This window comes from Cryobacterium sp. N21 (assembly GCF_002929575.1).
In the GTDB taxonomy this organism is placed as follows: domain Bacteria; phylum Actinomycetota; class Actinomycetes; order Actinomycetales; family Microbacteriaceae; genus Cryobacterium; species Cryobacterium flavum.
The window spans coordinates 70,608-88,621 of sequence record NZ_PJJQ01000029.1; the positions used below are offsets into that span (position 1 = coordinate 70,608).

The following is an 18,014-nucleotide window of genomic DNA, read 5'->3' on the forward strand; positions in this document are numbered from 1 at the left end:
CGACCTGCAGAAAGAACTTGAGATTATGGCATCGCTTCTCTACCGACTCGGTCGGTTTTCCGCTCGCCGAGCGTGGTTAGTCATCGTTTCGTGGGTGGTCATTCTTGGCCTAGCTGTGGGTGCATTCGCCCTCTTCGGCGGAACCCTCACGTCGTCCGTCAGCATCCCGGGCACCGCGACTCAGAAGGTCAGCGACGAACTTGCCGCCAAGTTTCCCTCCGCCAGCGGCGGCCGTGGCACCGTCATCTTGACCACGACGGATGACTCCGCCTTCACGGACGCGCAAAAGACCGCAATCGGCGACCTGCTCACGCGCACGGTCGACCTGGCCGACGTGAAAGCGGCGACGAACCCGTTCGATACCCAGGCCCAGATCGACGATCAGACCCAGCAGGTCGTCGACGGTCGCCGGAAGATCGCTGCTGGAACGGCGCAGCTCGACGCGGGGCAGGCGCAGATCGACGCGGCGACGGCCCAGGCCAAGGCCGGTCAGACGCAGCTCGATGCCAGCCGCGCGCAGGCCGAGGCAGCGGGACAACTCGCCGCCGCCCAGTCGACGCTGGACGCGCAGCAGGCGCAGATCGATGCGGGCACAGACGCGATTGCTGCCCAGCAGACGACACTCACGGCGAGCCGCACCGCACTCGCCTCCCAGAGCACCACGCTCGAGCAGGGAGCCGACCTGCTCGACCTGGCCTCCGGCATCCGTCAGGTATCGACCGACGCGACCACCGCGGTCGCGAGCGTGCAGTTCGACACCCCGCTCAACCTGGTTCCGGCCGAGTCGAAAGAAGCCGTGGTCGCTGAGATGACCGACGCGGGGATCGACGGCGTCACGGCTGAAGTCTCCAACGACATTGCCTCCAGCATTCCCGAGATTCTCGGTCCGGGCGAGATCGGCGGCGTGATCGTTGCGGCCATCGTGCTGTGGGTCATGCTCGGCACGCTGATCGGCGCGGGACTCCCGCTGCTGAATGCCCTCGTGGGCGTGGGCGTCGGAGTGCTCGCCTCGCTCGCTCTGTCGGGAACCGTCGAGATGCTCTCGGTCACACCTGTTCTGGGTGTGATGCTTGGGCTCGCGGTCGGCATCGACTACTCACTGTTCATACTCAACCGGCACCGAACCCAGCTGCGCAACGGCCTGCCAGTGCAGGAATCGATCGGGCTGGCCAACGGCACCTCCGGCAACGCGGTCGTGTTCGCCGGTGCCACCGTTCTGATCGCCCTGCTCGCACTCAACCTCACCGGTATCCCCTTCCTCGGCCTCATGGGCACGGTTGGCGCCGTCTGCGTCTTCGTCGCCATTCTCATTGCGATCACGTTGACGCCGGCGGTGCTGGGCCTGGTCGGCGCGAAGATTCTCACTAGGAAAGCCCGCGCCAAGGTCGGTCACGCCGAGCACCACGCCAAGGTTCCGTCCAAGCCCATGAATACGGTGCGAGCGGTCGTCACCGTGGTCGTGGGCATCATCGTGCTGCTCATCGTGGCTATGCCCGCGCTGTCCATGCGCCTCGGACTGCCCGCCGGCTCGTCGGAACCGCTGAGCTCGAGTGCGTACCAGGCCTACAAAATTGCTGACGAGAAGTTCGGTGCCGGCGTGAACGGCCCGCTGCTCGTGGTTGCAGACCTCGAAACCGCTATAACGGATGATGCGCTCCTCGCGGAACAGGTACGTATCGGAACCGCGCTGAAGGCGGAGAACGACGTGGTCGCGGTCGCGCCGATCGGAGCCTCCGATGATGACCTGCTGCTCGCGTTCCAAGTCATTCCGGCTGAGGGGCCGACCAGCGAATCGACCGAGCAACTCGTGCGGGACCTGCGCGGTCTGGACATCGACGGTGTCACCTCCCTCGGTGTGGCCGGCAATGCGTCGGGAAACATCGATGTGAGCGAGAAGCTGGCCGCAGCGCTTCCGCTGTACCTTCTCGTTGTCGTCGGGTTGTCGTTGATCATCCTGATCTTCGTGTTCCGGTCGATCCTGGTACCGATCACCGCGACTTTGGGTTTCGTGCTGTCGCTGTTCGCAGCGTTTGGCGCAATCACGGCGGTCTTCCAGTGGGGCTGGCTCGGGGCGGTGTTCGGCATCCACGACCCGGGGCCTATCCTGAGCTTCCTGCCCATCCTCGTCGTGGGTGTTCTGTTCGGGCTTGCCATGGACTACCAGCTGTTCCTGGTCAGCGGCATGAGGGAATCGTACGTGCACGGTGCCTCGTCGCGCTTGGCCGTGCAGCGCGGGGTTCATGCCGGGCGCACCGTGGTGATCGCGGCCGCGCTCATCATGGCCTCGGTCTTCTCCGGCTTCATCTTCTCGAACTCGGTGATGATTCAGTCGATCGGCTTCGGGCTCGGCATCGGCGTACTGCTCGACGCGTTCGTGGTGCGGCTGCTCATCATCCCGGCCGTAATGCACCTGCTCGGTGACGCGGCCTGGTGGCTGCCGAAGTGGCTCGACCGCATCCTGCCCAACGTGGATGTGGAGGGCGGGTCGCTCGAGCGAACGCACCCGGTGCCCCTGCCGAGCGAACCCGAGCGCGTCACGACACCGATCGTCTAGCCGGGCGGTCGGGCGACGGACCTGAGGTCTGTCGCCCGACCTGCACGGTGTCTAGAGGTCGACCTTGTCGTTCTCGCCCCCGTCATAGGGCTGGCCCGTGACTTTCGCCTTGACCAGGCTGATCACGGAGGCGATGCGCCCTCCAGGGGTGTCCCAATATTCCGCGCCGTCCGCGGTGAATTTGATGAGCACAATGTTGGGGTCCTCGGGACCCTCCGGGAACCACGCTTCGACCCACTGGTTCCACAATTCCGCCACCTTCTGCGAATCGTCGATCATTTCCGCGGTTCCCGAGAGGGAAACCCAGGTGTCGTTGGAGGCGAAAGACGCTCCCACGACCGGATCAGAACCGATCTCCGTCACGGTGTGCGAATCGCGGGTAGCGATAAACCACAGGTCACCGTCGAACTCGACCTCTTGTACCGTCATCGGGCGAGCCACGAGCTTGCCGCCCGGGCTCGTCGTGGTGAGCATGGCGAAACGAAACTCCTTGACCAGTTTTGCTACTTTCTGCACATCACGCGGGTCACTCATCGTTGCTCCTTCTTCATCGGTCGTGGCGCACCTGCGCCATCGGCGTCCACCGTACCCAGATTGTGAATTTGCGCGCGAGCGGGGGATGGTGAAGTAGTCGAGTGATCTGGCGGTCGGAGGCGATTCGCGGGGCAGGATAAAATGAAATTCACCTGCACGAGGAAGTGGTGGCGCAATCATTTGGAATCGGTCCCGGCGTCGTGCTGACGCTCACGAACACGTCAGTGAACCCGACGTGAACGCTGAGCTGCCCGACCTCGAGCGCACGGTTGACGAAGGCCTGCTGATCGCATTGTCGGCCGTACGAATGGCCGTGAAGAACGACATCATCGTGGGGGCACTGCGGGAGCACTTCGACTACGACTCCGGGCGGTACGCCGACAACGCCCGCAGCGAACTGCATCGGCTGGCTCGGCAGAACGAGGAGTATGCCCGGCGGGTCAGCCGAATGGGCCGCGACCTGGCAGCGATGAAGTGGCGCCTGAGCTTTACCGATGACCAACGCCACGATCTCAAGCAGTTTGCCCTGAGATTTCGCGTGCACGAACGGTTGACGCTCGCCCTCGACGCTGTTGCCGATGACAACGACCAGGTGGCCCGCATCGTGTCGAGTGCGCAGCGGTCAGCAAGCGAAGAGGTCAGCTCGGCGGTCTCGTCGAAGCTCATCGAGCTGGCCGTCGATCAGCGCGAGCCCGACTATGCCGAACATCGCGGCGAACGCCTGGAAGCGTTCGTGCTGATCAACCTCGCCATTCTGAGGGCCAAACACGACGCGGCGACCAGCCCGGAGTTCAACGAATACTAGTTGATCGCCTGGGCGACCAGCCGGTCGAACGTGGGCGTACTGACGACGACGAAGAGCACGACGTTGAAGAAGACCGTGACCCAAAACGCCTCGCGAAAGCTCTTCTTCTGGGTTTTGTGGCGCAGTACCTGCTGCGCCACGATGGCGCCGGGCCAACCGCCGATGAAACCCCAGAACAGCAGGGTGCGTTCCGACACCCGCCACCCGCCGAACCGCGCGCGACGCTTGTCGATCGCGTAGACGGCAAAACAAATCATGCTGGTGACCAGGTACGCCCCGGCCACCCAGAGCGGCCGGGGCCAATACACGGCGCCGACCAGATAGACGACGGCAAAAGCGGCAATCGCGAGGTAGCTCCCGCGTCCCGCAGCACGGCGGGAGCGGGTGATGGCCATGACCCCATGCTAGGTGCTACAGGTTCGGCAGAAACCGTTGTCAGACGCGCCGGCGCTCGCTGCGGGGGTCGGCTTCGACCCGGTCGACGACGTCGATGATCAGGGTCAGGCGATCTGATTCGGTATACCGCGGCGAGTTGCTCTCGACGATGCCGGTGCAGGCGAAGTGCAGCCAGTGCCGGCGCCGGCTCGACTGAACGGTTCCCGGCCACCCAGCGCCGTCATCGTGCGGGCGAACGGGGAGTCGACCTGGTCGAACAGGGCATACATTTCAATGCCGTGCGTGGCATCGAGCCCGAGCCCGAGCCCGAGCAGGTGCATGAGCCGCGGAGCGATGTCGAAGCGGTAGAAATGCACGGGGGCGAACCGAGAGTGCAACCCGGCGACGACGATGCTCGGATACCAGAAGGCATAGTCACCCCCGAAATCGGCGGCGGCGCGGCTGATCGGCAGGCCAGGATAGGCGGCCCGCATCTCGTCGTGGCTATCTTCGGGGGCGTGGTTGAACAGGGCCTGGATACGCCACGGCGAGCGGGGGAGCACGTTGGCCCGGCCGCGAAAAAACGCACCCTCGCGATCATTCGTGCCGATGATCAGCGGTACCCGGTGGGCGCGGCCGTCGCGAAAAGCGTCGAACGGATGCTCCGGCAGGAAGGTGCCGCCAAATGAGCGGATGTTCGCTCGCACCCACTCGAGGGCGGCCACCTGATCGCGCAACCCCAGATTGTTCTCAATCGGGCGGTCCGGCGTGGAATACCGGCTGAAGTCGAGGTATCTTAGGGCGCCGAGTCGGTAAATCAAACTCACGTAGACGACGCGGCCACTGCTCACGAAGCCCTCGCCCTGGCCAGGAAAATCCTGGGCAGAACCGGTGTTGTAGCCGCCGCCGTGCACGAACACCATGACGGAAATCGACAGCCGCTTGCGCCGGGGAACAGCGGGGGAGAGCACGTTCACCGTCAGGTAGTCCTCGCTGGAGCGCACGCGTGGGCTGGTTCCCTTGAACTGGCCGCGTTACGGCTGCGGGGCGACGTCGCCGTAGCGGGAGGCGTCCCGCACTCCCGGCCACGCGATGACGGGCTGCGGAGCGCGAAAGCGTCGATCACCGACCGGCGGAGCGGCATAGGGAATGCCGCGCCACGCCAGAACAGCACCTTCACGGATGCCGCGCACCATGCCGCCGGTGACGCGCACGTCGAGCGCGCTCGGCGCGGGTACAGGTGGAACCAGGGAAGACTCTGTCGAAAGTGTTTGGAGTGCCACTGGGTTCCCCGATCTGTTGAATTTTGCTGCTGACTCTTACCTATATTCCGGGTTCGGCTCAAACCCGAAGCGTTCGCCGCGGTCCCAGTCCTGGCGCAGGTTGCCGAAAGCCGGGATGCCGCCGTTCTTCTTCAAGATTGAGGCGAGGTGCATGAGGTTCCAGCTCATGAAGGTGGTGTTGCGGTTGGTGAAGTCGTTCTGCGGGCCGCCGGAGCCCTCGTCGAGATAGCTCGGGCCTGGGCCTATTTCGCCGATCCAGCCGCTGTCGGCGGCGGGAGGAATCGAGTAGCCAATGTGTTGCAGACTGTACAGCAGGTTCGACGAGCAGTGTTTCACGCCGTCTTCATTGCCGGTGATGATGGCGCCGCCGACCTTGCCATAGAAGATGTACTGGCCCTTGTCATTGAACTCGCCCGAGTGGGCGTAGAGCCGTTCCACGATGCGTTTGGTCACCGAGCCGTTGTCGCCGAGCCAGATTGGCCCGGCCAGAACGAGGATGTCGGCAGCCTGCACCGTCGTGAACAGCGACGGCCAGGCATCCGTTTGCCAGCCGTGGTCGGTCATGTCGGGGTAGACGCCGGTGGCAATGTCGTGGTCGATGGCGCGAATCAGGTAGACCTGCACGCCCTGCTCCCGCATGATGCGCGCGCTGAGGTCGACAATGCCCTGGGTGTTGCTGACCTCCGGGCTGCGCTTGAGGGTGCAGTTGATGAAGACTGCTCGCAGGCCGGAGTAGTCAAAGGATTCTCGTTCGGCGGGGCTCGTCTTGTTCACCCGGTTATTAAATCACTCGACTCGAAAGGATGACAGGGGTTGATTTTGGCGTCGCGGGCGCGCCACAACCGGGCGATTCTACCTGGTGGTCGAAGCGTCCGGCGGCCATGAGCGGATGCTGCTGGCTAGGCGGTGCCACCTCCACGCGCAATCAGGCCGCGTGCAATCAGGCCACGACCGGCCAGGCCAAGTTCGGCCAGGGCGAAAAGGAGGCCCAGCGCGAGGAATGGCAGTGGCGTTGTTCCCGTGCTCGCCAGGGTGGAACCGGCCAGCGTTGACCCGAACAGCGGCGTCAGTCGCAGCGCGGCGAGAGAAGAATTACCCGTGCCTCGTGCGGATGAATCGGTGCCGAGGAGCGTGAGCGGCACGACCTGAGTGCCACCGAGAAAGCTGTCGGTTCCCGTGGTGGTCGAAGCGACGGAGGCGGTAGCCCCGCCCGGGGTCGATGAAGCGTTCGTTGCCCCCTCGGACTTGGAACCGCCCCCCACGCTGATCGCGTTGCCCTGCACCGTGACCGGCGCGGCCAGATTCGCGAGAATCTGTGTGCCGCCGAGCGTGCTGTTTGAGCCGGTCGTGGTCGGCGCGACCAGGTCGGTTACGCCCCCCCTTTGTGGGTATCGATTTGGCCTCAGGTGAACACTTTCCCCGAAAAGCGCCATCGAATCTGAGTCATTCCCAGAAATCTCTTGAACATCGACAGCCCAATGGCGCTAAAAGATCGGCGCCGGCACCCTGCTGCCCACCCGGATGGAACGGGAAGTCCTCGATAGCTGGTATAGTTTTCAAGTTGTCTCCGGGCGTTACAGTTCGCGAGATTGGCATGCGCTCGTAGCTCAACGGATAGAGCATCTGACTACGGATCAGAAGGTTGGGGGTTCGAATCCCTTCGGGCGCACAGGTAGCCCCCGTCTCATCAGGCCTTAGGCCTGTAAGGCGGGGTTTTTTCGTTTACACGCCTTGCAACGAGGGTTGGAATAGTACCCCGTCAAGGGTAGAGCGAAACTTCCTCAAACCGGCGGGTTCCTTCGCTGACGGGAGCTCAGCGAAGAACGTTCAAAATCTCACGAAACAGGTACTCCTCTGCAACGTGGTCATGTCATTGTCGATGACAAGGCCACATGTGCGTTCATTTATTGACGACATCGTCAAAATGCGGCACTCTTGGATACATGCCGGTTCGACCAACAAGGAACCCAGGGTCGCAGAGCGCCCTACGACTGTCGAACCAACAGCGAATCCTATCCAACTTGGTCTCCTCCGGACCCACGACGCAGGCCGATATCGCCCGCAATACGGGGCTCTCTAACGCCACGGTCTCGAACATCGTCAAAGTGCTCGTCGAGCGCGGACTGGTCTCGACGTCGCCCACGACGAGCTCCGGCAGGCGTGCCCAGCTGGTCAGCCTGAAGTCGACCGACGGCGCGGTCTCGGTCGGAATTGATTTCGGGCGCCGCCACGTGCGTATCATCGTGGCCACGGTCGATTACCGGGTGATCGGCGAGAAGGACGTCGAGATCCCGCTCGGCTACACGGCGGCCGAGGCGCTCGACATCGCAGCCAACCTGCTCACCTCCACGCTCCTGCAAGCTGGCGTGCAACGCTCGGCCGTGCTCGGCGTGGGCGTCGGCGTGCCCGGGCCCATCGATAGCCGCACGGGCACCGTCGTCAAAGGTGCCATCCTGCCCGAGTGGGTCGGCGTCACGGTCAGAATGGTGGAGGAGAGCTTCGAGCTGCCGGTGTACCTCGAGAACGACGCCAACCTCGGCGCCCTAGCCGAGTCCACCTGGGGTCCGCACGCCGGCACGCCCACCGTCGTCTTCATTAAGGTGGGCACCGGCATCGGCGCTGGCCTCATCTTCAACGGAAGACCGTTCCTTGGACACATCGGTCTGACCGGTGAAATCGGCCACACTCCCATCCATGAGCACGGACTCCTGTGCCGCTGTGGCAACCGCGGATGCCTTGAGACGGTGGCCTCGACGGCCATCATGATTGACATGCTCTCGCGTGCCCTCGATCGGCCGGTGCGCACGCGCGACATCGTGCGCCTCGTGCTCGCGGGCGACGAACGCGCCATCCGCGTGGTCGACGACGCCGGCTTCGCCGTCGGCCGGTCGATCGCTGCGATAGCCAACCTCGTCAACCCGCACACCATCATTGTCGGCGGTCCGCTGGCCGATCTGGGGGAGATGCTGCTGAGTCCGATCCGCCGCGGACTCCAGCGCTACGCCGTGCCGATGATCGTGGAGACCACGGAATTGGTGATGTCGTCGCTGGGCGAGCGAGCCGAGGCACTCGGCGGCGCGGCGCTCGTGCTGCAACACTCGGGGATTCACCCCACCCTAAGCTGATCGTTGCCATGTTTTTGTGTTCACAAGTTGACGACAACGGGCGTGGGGTTTAGATTCTAAAATGGGGCCACAATATCGTGGTCCTGCCAGACGAGGAGGTCAGACGTGGAGACGTCTCACAACAGTCACCCCACCATCCTGGAGATGCAGTCCATCACCAAGGAGTTCCCGGGCGTGAAGGCCCTCGACAAGGTGTCTCTCACCGTCAGAGCCCAAGAGATCCACGCGATCTGCGGCGAGAACGGTGCGGGCAAGTCCACGCTGATGAAGGTGCTCTCCGGCGTGTACCCCTTCGGAACCTACGACGGCGAGATCGTCTACGAGGGCTCGGTCGTGCGCTTCCGCGACATCAAGCAGAGCGAGGCCGCCGGCATCGTCATTATCCACCAAGAACTTGCGCTCATCCCTGAGCTCTCGATCACAGAGAACATCTTCCTTGGCAACGAGCCCGGCCGAGGCGGCATCATCAACTGGGTTGAGGCCCAGCGCCGTTCGGTCGAACTGCTCGCCCGTGTCGGACTCGATGACGACCCAGACACCCAGGTCAAGAACATCGGCGTCGGCAAGCAGCAGCTCGTCGAGATCGCCAAGGCTCTCAACAAGAACGTGAAGTTACTCATCCTCGACGAGCCCACCGCCGCGCTCAACGAAAACGACTCGCAGCACCTGCTCGACCTGATCCTCGGTCTTAAGGGTAAGGGCATTTCGTCGATCATGATCTCCCACAAGCTGAACGAGATCGAGCAGATCGCCGACCAGATCACGATCATCCGCGACGGTAAGTCGATCGAGACCCTCGACGTGAAGGCCGACGGCGTCGACGAAGATCGCATCATCCGGGGCATGGTCGGGCGTACGCTCGGGAATCGTTTTCCCGAGCACTCCGCCAAAATCGGTCAGGTCTTCTTCGAGGTGCGCAACTGGACGGTGCAGCATCCGCTCACCACCGAGCGTCTCGTCGTGAAGAATTCGAGCTTCACCGTGCGCCGCGGCGAGGTCGTCGGGTTCGCCGGGCTGATGGGTGCCGGCCGCACCGAGCTCGCGATGAGCTTGTTCGGCCGCTCCTACGGCAAGTTCCTCTCCGGCCAGGTCTTTAAGGACGGTGAGGAGATCAAGTTGCGCACCGTCTCCGAGGCGATCGGCCACGGCATTGCCTACGTGAGCGAAGACCGCAAGTCGCTCGGCCTCAACCTGCTCGACACCATCAAGCGCTCCATTGTGTCGGCCAAGCTCGGCAAAATCTCCCGCGGCATCGTGGTGAACGAGTTGCAGGAGACGCGGGTCTCTGAGGAGTATCGCAAGAGCCTGCGCATCAAAACCCCCACAGTCGAGGAGGGTGTCACCAAGCTGTCCGGCGGAAACCAGCAGAAGGTCGTGCTGGCGAAGTGGATGTTCACCGATCCAGACCTGCTGATCCTCGACGAGCCGACCCGCGGCATCGACGTGGGGGCCAAGGCCGAGATCTACCAGATCATCCGCGACCTCGCGGCGCGGGGCACTGGCATCATCATGATCTCGTCTGAGCTGCCCGAACTCCTCGGCGTCTCCGACCGCATTTACACGATCTTTGAAGGAAAAATCACCAACGAACTCCCGGTCGCCCAGGCCGATCCCGAAACCCTCATGCGCAGCATGACCTCGGACTCACAGAAAGTAGTCGCGTAATGAGCGCATCCGATACTGAGAAAAGCGGCCGATCCAACATCCGTGACCTGAAGAAACTGTTCGGCGGCGGTGGTTCCCTCAAGCAGTTCGGCATCCTCGGTGCCCTCGTCGTCATCATCATCATCTTCCAGATTTGGACGGGGGGTAAGACGCTGCAGCCCGGCAACATCATCAACATCGTGCAGCAGTACTCCTACATCCTGATCTTGGCGATTGGCATGGTGATGGTGATCATCGCCGGCCACATCGACCTCTCGGTCGGCTCGGTCGCGGCTTTTACCGGCATCATCGTTGCCCTCGCCATGCAGGACTGGAACTTCCCGTGGTGGGCCGGGATTATCCTCGGCATCGTTGTCGGTGCGCTGATCGGTGCCTGGCAGGGATTCTGGGTCGCCTATATCGGGGTCCCGGCGTTCATCGTGACACTGGCCGGCATGCTCATCTGGCGCGGTGGCAACCAGTTCATCGGCGACTCGGCCACTGTGCCCGTCGGCACGGGCTTCCAGGGCATTGGCAAGGGCTACCTCCCCGAGTTCGGGCCGAATTTCGGCGTCAACAATGCCACGATGCTCCTCGGCATTCTCGTCGTGTTGATCCTCATCGGCCTCGAGGTGCGTGGCCGCCGCACCCGCAATGTGATGGGCGCGAAATCCGATCCCGTCTGGCTCAGCGTGCTCCGCGTCCTCATCCTCGGCGGCGTCGTCCTGGTGGCCGCCTACCTGTTCGCCACCGGCCGCGTTGGCACGAGCTTCCCGGTTTCCGGCATCATCCTCGCCGTGCTGGTCGTGGCGTACTCGTTCCTCACGAACCGTACGACCATCGGACGCCACATCTACGCGGTCGGCGGCAACAAGCACGCGGCTGAGCTGTCGGGCGTCAATTCGAAGCGCGTCAACTTCTTCGTGATGATGAACATGTCGGTACTGGCCTCGCTGGCCGGCATGATCTTCGTCGCTCGCTCGCAGGCCTCCGGACCGTTCGACGGAACCGGTTGGGAGCTCGACGCGATCGCCGCGGTGTTCATTGGCGGCGCGGCGGTCTCCGGCGGTATCGGAACCGTCGCCGGCTCCATCATCGGTGGACTCGTGATGGCCGTGCTGTCGAACGGGCTGGCGCTCAAAGGCATCCAGTCCGACCTCGTGCAGATCATCAAGGGCCTCGTACTCCTGATCGCCGTCGGCGTCGACGTCTACAACAAGTCACAGGGACGTCCGTCGATCATCGGGCTGATGACGCGCAACAAGAGCGGCCAAGGGCTAACCGACAACTCCACCTCAGCGCAGGTCACGCCGGGCGGCGGAACGCCGGACACCGCGGTGCCGGCCGACCTCAAGAAATAATTCTCACCCACTGATTCAGACTTCCACCCTTCACCACCACACACAGAAAGAAAGACAACCTCATGAAGAAGATCCTTCTTGCTGCGACCGCCGTCATGGCAGTTGCAGCACTCGGCCTCACCGGCTGCTCCTCCGACACCGGACGCGGCAGCGCGGCAGGAACCGACGCGCCTGCCAGTGGCTTCAGCGCCGACTCCCTCATCGGCGTCGCACTTCCCGACAAGACCAGTGAGAACTGGGTCCTCGCCGGCAGCCTCTTCGAAAAGGGACTAGCCGACGCTGGCTTCAAGGGCGACGTGCAGTACGCCGGTGCCAGCAACGCGGTCGCCGACCAGCAGCAGCAGATCTCCACCATGGTTACCAACGGCGCCAAGGTCATCATTATCGGCGCCAAGGACGGCGCGCAGCTCAGCACCCAGGTGGCTGACGCCAAGGCCGCGGGCGTGACCGTTATCGCGTACGACCGCCTCATCCTGAACACCGACGACGTTGACTACTACGTCGCGTTTGACAACTTCAAGGTTGGGCAGCTCCAGGGACAGGCTCTCCTCGACGGCATGGCCGCCAAGTTCCCGGACAAGACCAGCTACAACGTGGAGCTCTTCTCAGGTTCCGCCGACGATTCGAACTCCGCGGTCTTCTTCAACGGCGCCATGGACGTACTCCAGCCGAAGATCGACGACGGAACCCTGAAGATCGTCTCCGGCCAGACTGACATTGGCCAGACGGCAACCGACGGTTGGAAGCCGGAGAATGCCCAGCGTCGCATGGACACCCTCATGCAGGGCACGTACCAGACCGAGTCCGTCGACGGCGTCCTCTCGCCGAACGACACCCTCGCCCGCGCCATCATCACCTCGGTGCAGGATGCCGGCCAGGCTGAGCTCCCCGTCGTGACTGGTCAGGACTCCGAGGCCGCCTCGATCCCGCTGATCATGTCCGGCGTACAGTACTCGACCATCTACAAGGACACCCGCGCGCTGGTCAAGGAAGCCATCGCCATGGCATCCGCTTTGCAGTCTGGCGACAAGCCCACCGTCAACGACACCAAGTCTTATGACAATGGCAACAAGATCGTCCCCGCTGACCTGCTCACGCCAGTCATCGTTACCGCGGCTAACGCTGTCGAGGCGTACGCGGAGAACCCCGAGCTGTCTCAGCTCACCAAGTAGCACCCGTTAGTTACGAAGAGACCGGTCGACCCCCCTCGGGGCTGGCCGGTCTCTCCCGTTAACGCCATCGCGCACTCGACGCTCTGTGGTTGCGGAAGTTTTTCGGGCGCAGCGGAATTTATCAAGGTGCATGAGGCCAGTGGGAGTTTAGGCGGCTAGTTCGAGCCCGTCGTTCTCGGCGGGTTTGTCGGCGGGTTTGTTGATCCATGCCGTCGCGGGAATGGTCAGAATCTTTGGTGCTTGGCTGGTGCTGAATCGCTCGGGGAAGCGTGCCCTGGCCGCGTCCAGGGTCGCTGCACGTTCGACGGCCTTCGCCTCGGCGAGGCCGTAGTGCACGTCGGCGGGCGTATTCAGGCCGATCCCGGAATGGCGGCGGTTCTCTGGGGGTTGCGGGGTTTCGAGAGACCTCGCGGTCACTTTTTTCCCAGATCGGAGGACAAATATGTGGTCGTCACGTGCGCGACTGATGTTGCGCACGTGGGCTTGGTGTGGTCAGGTTTGGCCTCTGCTGGTGTTGATTTGCGTCATGATTTCGCGATTGGCGCCGCGGGTAGCGGCGAGGTCCTGGTGGCGGTCGCTCGGGGCATCCCGACCAGGTCGGCCGCGACGCGAGTGGAGGTTCCTCGGCTGGCCAGTTCGCGGTAGGCGGTCAGTACGGCAACGCGCACGGTGTTTCGTCCCGCGAGCTCTTCGAAAGACTTTCGAGTAGCTCGTGCATTTTTGACATGATCTCCAACGCCACCCCCGTCATTTCCAGACGCTGCTCGGTCTTGCTCAGCTGGCGGCGCAGCCGGACGATTTCCGCCTGCTCCGGCGTTAACCGGCCAATCTTCTCACCGGGTTTCTTCCCCGCAAGAGCACCGGCGTCACGCAGCTTGCGCCACTCCGTGATCTGCGAGGTAGACAGCCCTTCGGTGCGCAGATAGGCGCCGCCCTTGTGGTTCTTGATAGCCGCGTCTTACGCGGCGAGGTGCGTCAGCTTCTGCGCTGGGCTGAACGACCTTCTCGAGGTCGGACCACCAGCTCGGGGTCCCATCCTGGGAGGTGATGAGGTCGATGTCGAGACTGATTTCGCCTCCGACTCGAACGAACGTTGCCCACCCGCCGATGAGGATGGATGGCTCGAGGTCGTGACCCAGCCGGTCGACGAGTGCGCGGATGACTCCGTGCTCGTCTTCGTAGAGGTTAGGCACTGGTGCGTTGCTCCCAATCGGCGTCGGCGAATAGTTTTGCTTTCAGCGCACGGGTGAACTCGGCCGCCTGCCATCCCGGTCTCGCCCACAGGTCGGCGTAGGTTTGCGCGAGGCTGGCGTATCCGGAGCGCCAGGTGCGTGCCGCGACCGGATCTTCGGAGAGGATGATGACCTCATCGCCCACAGGAAAGTCAGGCTGCGCAAGTGCTTGGGTGGTGTAGACGATCCGTCGGCCGAGATCGGCGACGGTGTTGCGGCCACCGAGGTAGTGCACAGCAGCTCTGCTGCCGCTCAGTGCGTAGTCGACCGTCACATCGTCCAAAAATTCTTGGGTAGCGGGCAGGGTTGTCGACACCATCGTGTCGGCTCGCAGGCTGCGATGGGCGGCGAAGGCTTCGAGAAGCTTTCCCGGGGAGACGACGGTGTATCCGCGACGCGAATTGGCGCGAACAGCTCCGATGTCGAGAAGTCGGCCCAGCGCCTGATGAGTGGTGGACGGCGCTACGGCAGCCGCGTCGGCGAGAGCGCCGATGCTGGCCCAGTCTCGTTGATCGTCCAGCGCGGCGTCGGCCAACGTGCGCCAGACTATCTCCACGTTCTTCGTCGCACCATCATTGCCTTTTTCATAAAAATACGGAAGGCAATATCCGTATTTACATGGAAGAGACCATGGGTCTTGGAATCCCGATGTTGGCGGGCGCACTGCTCGAATCCCGTATTTGCTACCGTAAGCGTGACGGCGGCTGGCGATGTCGCCGTCGCGGCAGCAGTGCCGCAATTGGCAACGGGAGTCCACAAAAGCCTGATCAAACCGCTAAACCTGAACGCTGCTGATCGGTATTCAATAGTGGAAAAAACCACGACCCTAGATCAGAAGGTTGGGGGTTCGAATCCCTTCGGGCGCACAGATTCAGCCCCGTTTGACGTTACGTCGAGCGGGGCTTTTTTGTGAGAATCCGGCCAGGCCGACGCAACCTACGTAGAATCGGTCTCGTGTCCCTTCCCCGCTTCCTGTTCGCTGACCAACTCGGCCCGCACTACGACGACGGCGGGCCGATTGTGCTGGTTGAGGCGTCTGCCGTTCTCGAGCGTCGCACGTATCACCGGGCCAAGGCGCACCTCATCTTGAGTGCGCTTCGCCACCGAGCCCGCGAGTTGGGCGATCGCGTCGAGTTCCTGCGGGCAGAGCACTATCGGGACGTTCTCGCCGGTCGCGAACTGGAGGTGATCAACCCCACGTCGTGGGGTGCGCGCGCCCTGGTCGCCGAATTGGGGGCATCCGTTTTGCCCAGCAGGGGGTTTGTGACGAGCGAGCAGGACTTTGCTCGCTGGGCTGACGGACGACCGGCATCCCGACTCGTGATGGAGCAGTTCTACCGACACGTGCGAGCGAAAACGGGCGTCCTAATGCGGGGACCGGAGCCGGAGGGCGGCCGCTTCAACTTCGATCACGACAATCGACAGGCGCCCCCGCGAAATGCGGTCGGTCTCGGCCTGCCCGACCCGTGGGCTCCGGTGGAGGATGACATCGACGACGACGTTCGTCGCGACCTCGACGAGCTCGTCAGGGACGGCCGAGTGCACCTGATCGGAGCGGATGGTCCGCGTCGTTTCGCGGCGACCCGCGCGGAAGCGCTCGCGGCGCTCGATGATTTCATTGACACCCGTTTGTCAGACTTTGGGCCCTTTGAGGACGCGTCGCTGACCGGAGACAGTACGATGGCACACTCGCGGCTGAGCGTGCCACTCAACCTGGGCCTCCTGCACCCGCAGGAGGTCATCGACGCTGTCGTCGCTGCCTACGGTGCCGGTGGCGTGCCGCTGGCGAGCGTTGAGGCGGTGGTGCGCCAGATCATGGGCTGGCGGGATTGGGTCTGGCACCTGTACTGGCACCTCGGTGAGAACTACGTTGCCCGGAGCAACTTCCTCGCCGCCCACGAGCCCCTGCCGCCAGCGTTCCTGCAGTTGGATGGTGCTGCCGTCGAAGCGCGGTGTTTGAGTCACGTGCTCGATGAAGTGTCCCGCACCGGGTGGGCGCATCATATTCAACGTCTGATGATTCTCGGCAACTGGTCGCTTCAGAGGGGATATGAGCCGTCGGCGCTGTCGGATTGGTTTATCAATGCTTTCGTCGACGGAACGCCGTGGGTTATGCCGGCAAACGTTGTGGGTATGTCCCAGCACGCGGACGGCGGAATAGTCGCCACGAAGCCTTACGCCTCGGGTGGCGCCTACATTGCGAAGATGACGGATTTCTGCGGCAGCTGTCGGTTCAATCCGAAAATCAGGCTGGGGCCACAGGCCTGCCCATTCACGGCTGGCTACTGGGCGTTCCTCGATCGCGTGGAACCGCGCATCCGGGGTAATCACCGCATGGCTCAGCCACTAGCCGGTCTGAGGCGGCTCGCGGACCGCGACGCGGTTGTCGCCCAGGAGCGTGCGCGCACCCGCTGGTAGGCCTACCCGGCGAAAGCGGTACTCGGCAGGTCGCGCTCGCCGGCGATGATCGCGTCGACCAAGCGACGGGCGACATTCGCTGGGCTGTATCCCGTGGGCAGCCGTGGCGCTGACCCCTGGATCGGCCGGGTCGCCAGTCCGGTTTCGGTATGCCCGGGTCGGGCATCGAGAAAGCGGATGCCGTCCCGCCGCAATTCCCGGCCCGCCGCCTTGCCGAATGCCGCGAGGGCGGCCTTCGACGCCGAGTACGCCGCCATGTTCGCAGTCGGACTCTCGCTCACCACGCCGCTGAGAGTGAGGAAGAACGGATCGCGATGCGCGCCGGAGGATTCGACCAGGGCGGGATAGGCGGCCCGAAGCAGGCGCATGGGTGCCGTCGCGTTGACCGCCAGAAGAGCATCGATCGTTTCGTCCGAGACCTCAGCCATCGGTCCGAAGGCGACGAGTCCGGCGGCGTTCACGATTCCGTCGAGGCGGCCATGAGCGGCCAGGGCCGCGGCCACGAGCTGGGCGGCCGTGCCCGGATCCCGCAGGTCGCCGGTGATGGGGGCTCCGGCGATTCCGGTCTCGCTGATGCGTTCCGGATGGCGACCGTGCAGGGTGAGCAGGGCGCCATCCGCGCTCAGGAGTCGCGCGATCTCACGGCCCAAACCGCCGGTGGCACCGATGACGAGAATGGATGAGCCGGCGAGAGAAGTCATAGTGTCAGAGTAGACGGGATGCTGTGTGGTTGCGCAAGATTAGGCTTTCCACCCCCAAGCTGGGATACGATCGGCAGACGTGAGCAAAACTCAACGAGTCTGTATTCGTTTTATCTTTCAAAGATCCGATACGTGCTTGCGCCTGAGTTTCTCACCGGGCAATGTTCGGGCGCCCGGTGAGGAAGGCATTCCTGCGAGGGACTGCCTCGGTGGGACGAGGGGTAGGGCCCTCGTTCCATCGCCCCACCTTTCGCCTAGCCCTGGCCCGCCCCGTCGTCGCTGGGACAATCGATGCGCAGCTTGTCGCACAGCACGGTCAGCTGCTCCAGCTCGGTTTCACTGAGCGTCTCTCCGATCCGCTCGGCAATCGACCTCATGTGATCAACGGCGACCCGCCGAAACAGCGCGAGGCCGGCATCGGTCAGCTCGATGATGGCGCCGCGCCCGTCGGTCGGGTCGGTGTGCTTGTGCACATAGCCGCGCGAGACGAGGCGGTCCACGAGCCGGCTCACGCTCGGCTGCGTCAGCAGCACGTGCTGGTTCAGATCACGCAAGCGGATGCGCCGGTCCGGCTGCCGAGACAAGTTGAACATCACGTCGTACTCATTGAGGGAGATTTCCTTGGAGGGAAAATTCGACGCCAGACTGCGCATGATGGCGACCTGGGCCCGAAACAGGGACTCCCACGCGCCCACCGCAATCGTTCGATCCACCACCTGCGCCTCCTTGCCTCGTTTACCACGTCGTTCTCCAAGAATAGAGACTCGAGCGGGGCGCGGGCACCGTGCGGGCCGTGGGCCAGCATCTGCC

The 18,014-nt window shown here is 63.5% G+C and carries 15 protein-coding genes, 1 tRNA gene and 1 pseudogene; 8 read left to right on the forward strand and 9 right to left on the reverse strand.

Annotation, left to right across the window (positions count from 1 at the left end; genetic code table 11):
* Positions 1 to 94 precede the first annotated feature (94 nt).
* Positions 95 to 2,554 (forward strand): MMPL family transporter, encoded by a 2,460-nt coding sequence (locus CXY77_RS05345; protein WP_369831289.1) that lies wholly within the window; start codon positions 95 to 97, stop codon positions 2,552 to 2,554.
* A gap of 51 nt (positions 2,555 to 2,605) precedes the next feature.
* Here the strand turns inward: CXY77_RS05345 and CXY77_RS05350 are convergent, their stop codons facing one another.
* Positions 2,606 to 3,088 (reverse strand): pyridoxamine 5'-phosphate oxidase family protein, encoded by a 483-nt coding sequence (locus CXY77_RS05350; protein ID WP_104088136.1) that lies wholly within the window; start codon positions 3,086 to 3,088, stop codon positions 2,606 to 2,608.
* Positions 3,089 to 3,323: 235 nt separating this feature from the next.
* Here CXY77_RS05350 and CXY77_RS05355 point away from each other — a divergent pair, with 235 nt between their 5' ends.
* Positions 3,324 to 3,893 (forward strand): hypothetical protein, encoded by a 570-nt coding sequence (locus CXY77_RS05355; RefSeq protein WP_104088137.1) that lies wholly within the window; start codon positions 3,324 to 3,326, stop codon positions 3,891 to 3,893.
* Here the strand turns inward: CXY77_RS05355 and CXY77_RS05360 are convergent.
* The 4 genes and pseudogenes from CXY77_RS05360 to CXY77_RS05375 all read right to left on the reverse strand — a co-directional run bounded on the left by CXY77_RS05360 (position 3,890) and on the right by CXY77_RS05375 (position 6,984).
* Positions 3,890 to 4,288, reverse strand: coding sequence for a DUF1294 domain-containing protein (locus CXY77_RS05360; protein ID WP_092338726.1), 399 nt, complete (start codon positions 4,286 to 4,288; stop codon positions 3,890 to 3,892). The two genes, CXY77_RS05355 and CXY77_RS05360, sit on opposite strands and share 4 nt — an antisense overlap.
* A 105-nt stretch (positions 4,289 to 4,393) precedes the next feature.
* Positions 4,394 to 5,464: pseudogene (locus CXY77_RS21035) on the reverse strand (carboxylesterase family protein).
* 123 nt (positions 5,465 to 5,587) lie between these two features.
* Positions 5,588 to 6,325 (reverse strand): flavodoxin family protein, encoded by a 738-nt coding sequence (locus CXY77_RS05370; RefSeq protein ID WP_104088139.1) that lies wholly within the window; start codon positions 6,323 to 6,325, stop codon positions 5,588 to 5,590.
* 125 nt (positions 6,326 to 6,450) lie between these two features.
* On the reverse strand, positions 6,451 to 6,984 hold the full coding sequence (locus CXY77_RS05375; RefSeq protein ID WP_104088140.1) for a hypothetical protein: 534 nt from the start codon (positions 6,982 to 6,984) through the stop codon (positions 6,451 to 6,453).
* A 163-nt stretch (positions 6,985 to 7,147) separates the two neighbouring features.
* Between CXY77_RS05375 and CXY77_RS05380 the strand changes: the two genes are divergently transcribed.
* From CXY77_RS05380 to CXY77_RS05400, 5 genes are all read left to right on the forward strand, one after another.
* A tRNA-Arg gene (locus CXY77_RS05380) sits at positions 7,148 to 7,220 on the forward strand.
* A 274-nt stretch (positions 7,221 to 7,494) separates the two neighbouring features.
* Entirely contained in the window at positions 7,495 to 8,676 is a 1,182-nt protein-coding gene (locus CXY77_RS05385) for an ROK family transcriptional regulator (protein WP_092338732.1), read from the forward strand.
* Between the two features lie 144 nt (positions 8,677 to 8,820).
* Positions 8,821 to 10,341 carry a multiple monosaccharide ABC transporter ATP-binding protein gene (mmsA, locus tag CXY77_RS05390; RefSeq protein WP_092338734.1) on the forward strand — a complete coding sequence of 507 codons (1,521 nt, stop codon included), beginning with the start codon at positions 8,821 to 8,823 and terminating at the stop codon, positions 10,339 to 10,341.
* Positions 10,341 to 11,681, forward strand: a complete 1,341-nt coding sequence (mmsB, locus tag CXY77_RS05395) for a multiple monosaccharide ABC transporter permease (protein ID WP_369827235.1) — start codon at positions 10,341 to 10,343, stop codon at positions 11,679 to 11,681. Before mmsA ends, mmsB begins: the two co-directional genes overlap by 1 nt.
* A 62-nt stretch (positions 11,682 to 11,743) precedes the next feature.
* Positions 11,744 to 12,853: a sugar-binding protein gene (locus CXY77_RS05400; protein WP_092338736.1), complete on the forward strand. Its 1,110-nt coding sequence runs from the start codon at positions 11,744 to 11,746 to the stop codon at positions 12,851 to 12,853.
* Between the two features lie 147 nt (positions 12,854 to 13,000).
* On the opposite strand, the gene CXY77_RS05405 is transcribed toward CXY77_RS05400, so the two are convergent.
* Both CXY77_RS05405 and CXY77_RS05415 read right to left on the reverse strand, forming a co-directional pair.
* Positions 13,001 to 13,270, reverse strand: a complete 270-nt coding sequence (locus CXY77_RS05405; protein ID WP_092338738.1) for a hypothetical protein — start codon at positions 13,268 to 13,270, stop codon at positions 13,001 to 13,003.
* Positions 13,271 to 14,038: 768 nt separating this feature from the next.
* Positions 14,039 to 14,641 (reverse strand): hypothetical protein, encoded by a 603-nt coding sequence (locus CXY77_RS05415; protein WP_104088144.1) that lies wholly within the window; start codon positions 14,639 to 14,641, stop codon positions 14,039 to 14,041.
* A 398-nt stretch (positions 14,642 to 15,039) separates the two neighbouring features.
* Here CXY77_RS05415 and CXY77_RS05420 point away from each other — a divergent pair, with 398 nt between their 5' ends.
* The gene (locus CXY77_RS05420; RefSeq protein ID WP_092338744.1) at positions 15,040 to 16,503 is read left to right on the forward strand and encodes a cryptochrome/photolyase family protein; all 1,464 of its coding nucleotides are present in this window, start codon (positions 15,040 to 15,042) and stop codon (positions 16,501 to 16,503) included.
* 2 nt (positions 16,504 to 16,505) lie between these two features.
* On the opposite strand, the gene CXY77_RS05425 is transcribed toward CXY77_RS05420, so the two are convergent.
* Positions 16,506 to 17,204, reverse strand: a complete 699-nt coding sequence (locus tag CXY77_RS05425; RefSeq protein WP_092338746.1) for an SDR family oxidoreductase — start codon at positions 17,202 to 17,204, stop codon at positions 16,506 to 16,508.
* A 254-nt stretch (positions 17,205 to 17,458) separates the two neighbouring features.
* The gene (locus CXY77_RS05430) at positions 17,459 to 17,920 is read right to left on the reverse strand and encodes a MarR family winged helix-turn-helix transcriptional regulator (protein WP_369827236.1); all 462 of its coding nucleotides are present in this window, start codon (positions 17,918 to 17,920) and stop codon (positions 17,459 to 17,461) included.
* Between the last annotated feature and the right edge of the window lie 94 nt (positions 17,921 to 18,014).

Coding starts and splice junctions, on each gene's coding strand:
- CXY77_RS05350 (WP_104088136.1), bottom strand. CDS start 3,088: ATGAGTGACCCGCGTGATGTGCAGAAAGTAGCAAAACTGGTCAAGGAG.
- CXY77_RS05360 (WP_092338726.1), bottom strand. CDS start 4,288: ATGGCCATCACCCGCTCCCGCCGTGCTGCGGGACGCGGGAGCTACCTC.
- CXY77_RS05375 (WP_104088140.1), bottom strand. CDS start 6,984: ATGGCGCTTTTCGGGGAAAGTGTTCACCTGAGGCCAAATCGATACCCA.
- CXY77_RS05385 (WP_092338732.1), top strand. CDS start 7,495: ATGCCGGTTCGACCAACAAGGAACCCAGGGTCGCAGAGCGCCCTACGA.
- mmsA (WP_092338734.1), top strand. CDS start 8,821: ATGCAGTCCATCACCAAGGAGTTCCCGGGCGTGAAGGCCCTCGACAAG.
- mmsB (WP_369827235.1), top strand. CDS start 10,341: ATGAGCGCATCCGATACTGAGAAAAGCGGCCGATCCAACATCCGTGAC.
- CXY77_RS05400 (WP_092338736.1), top strand. CDS start 11,744: ATGAAGAAGATCCTTCTTGCTGCGACCGCCGTCATGGCAGTTGCAGCA.
- CXY77_RS05425 (WP_092338746.1), bottom strand. CDS start 17,204: ATGACTTCTCTCGCCGGCTCATCCATTCTCGTCATCGGTGCCACCGGC.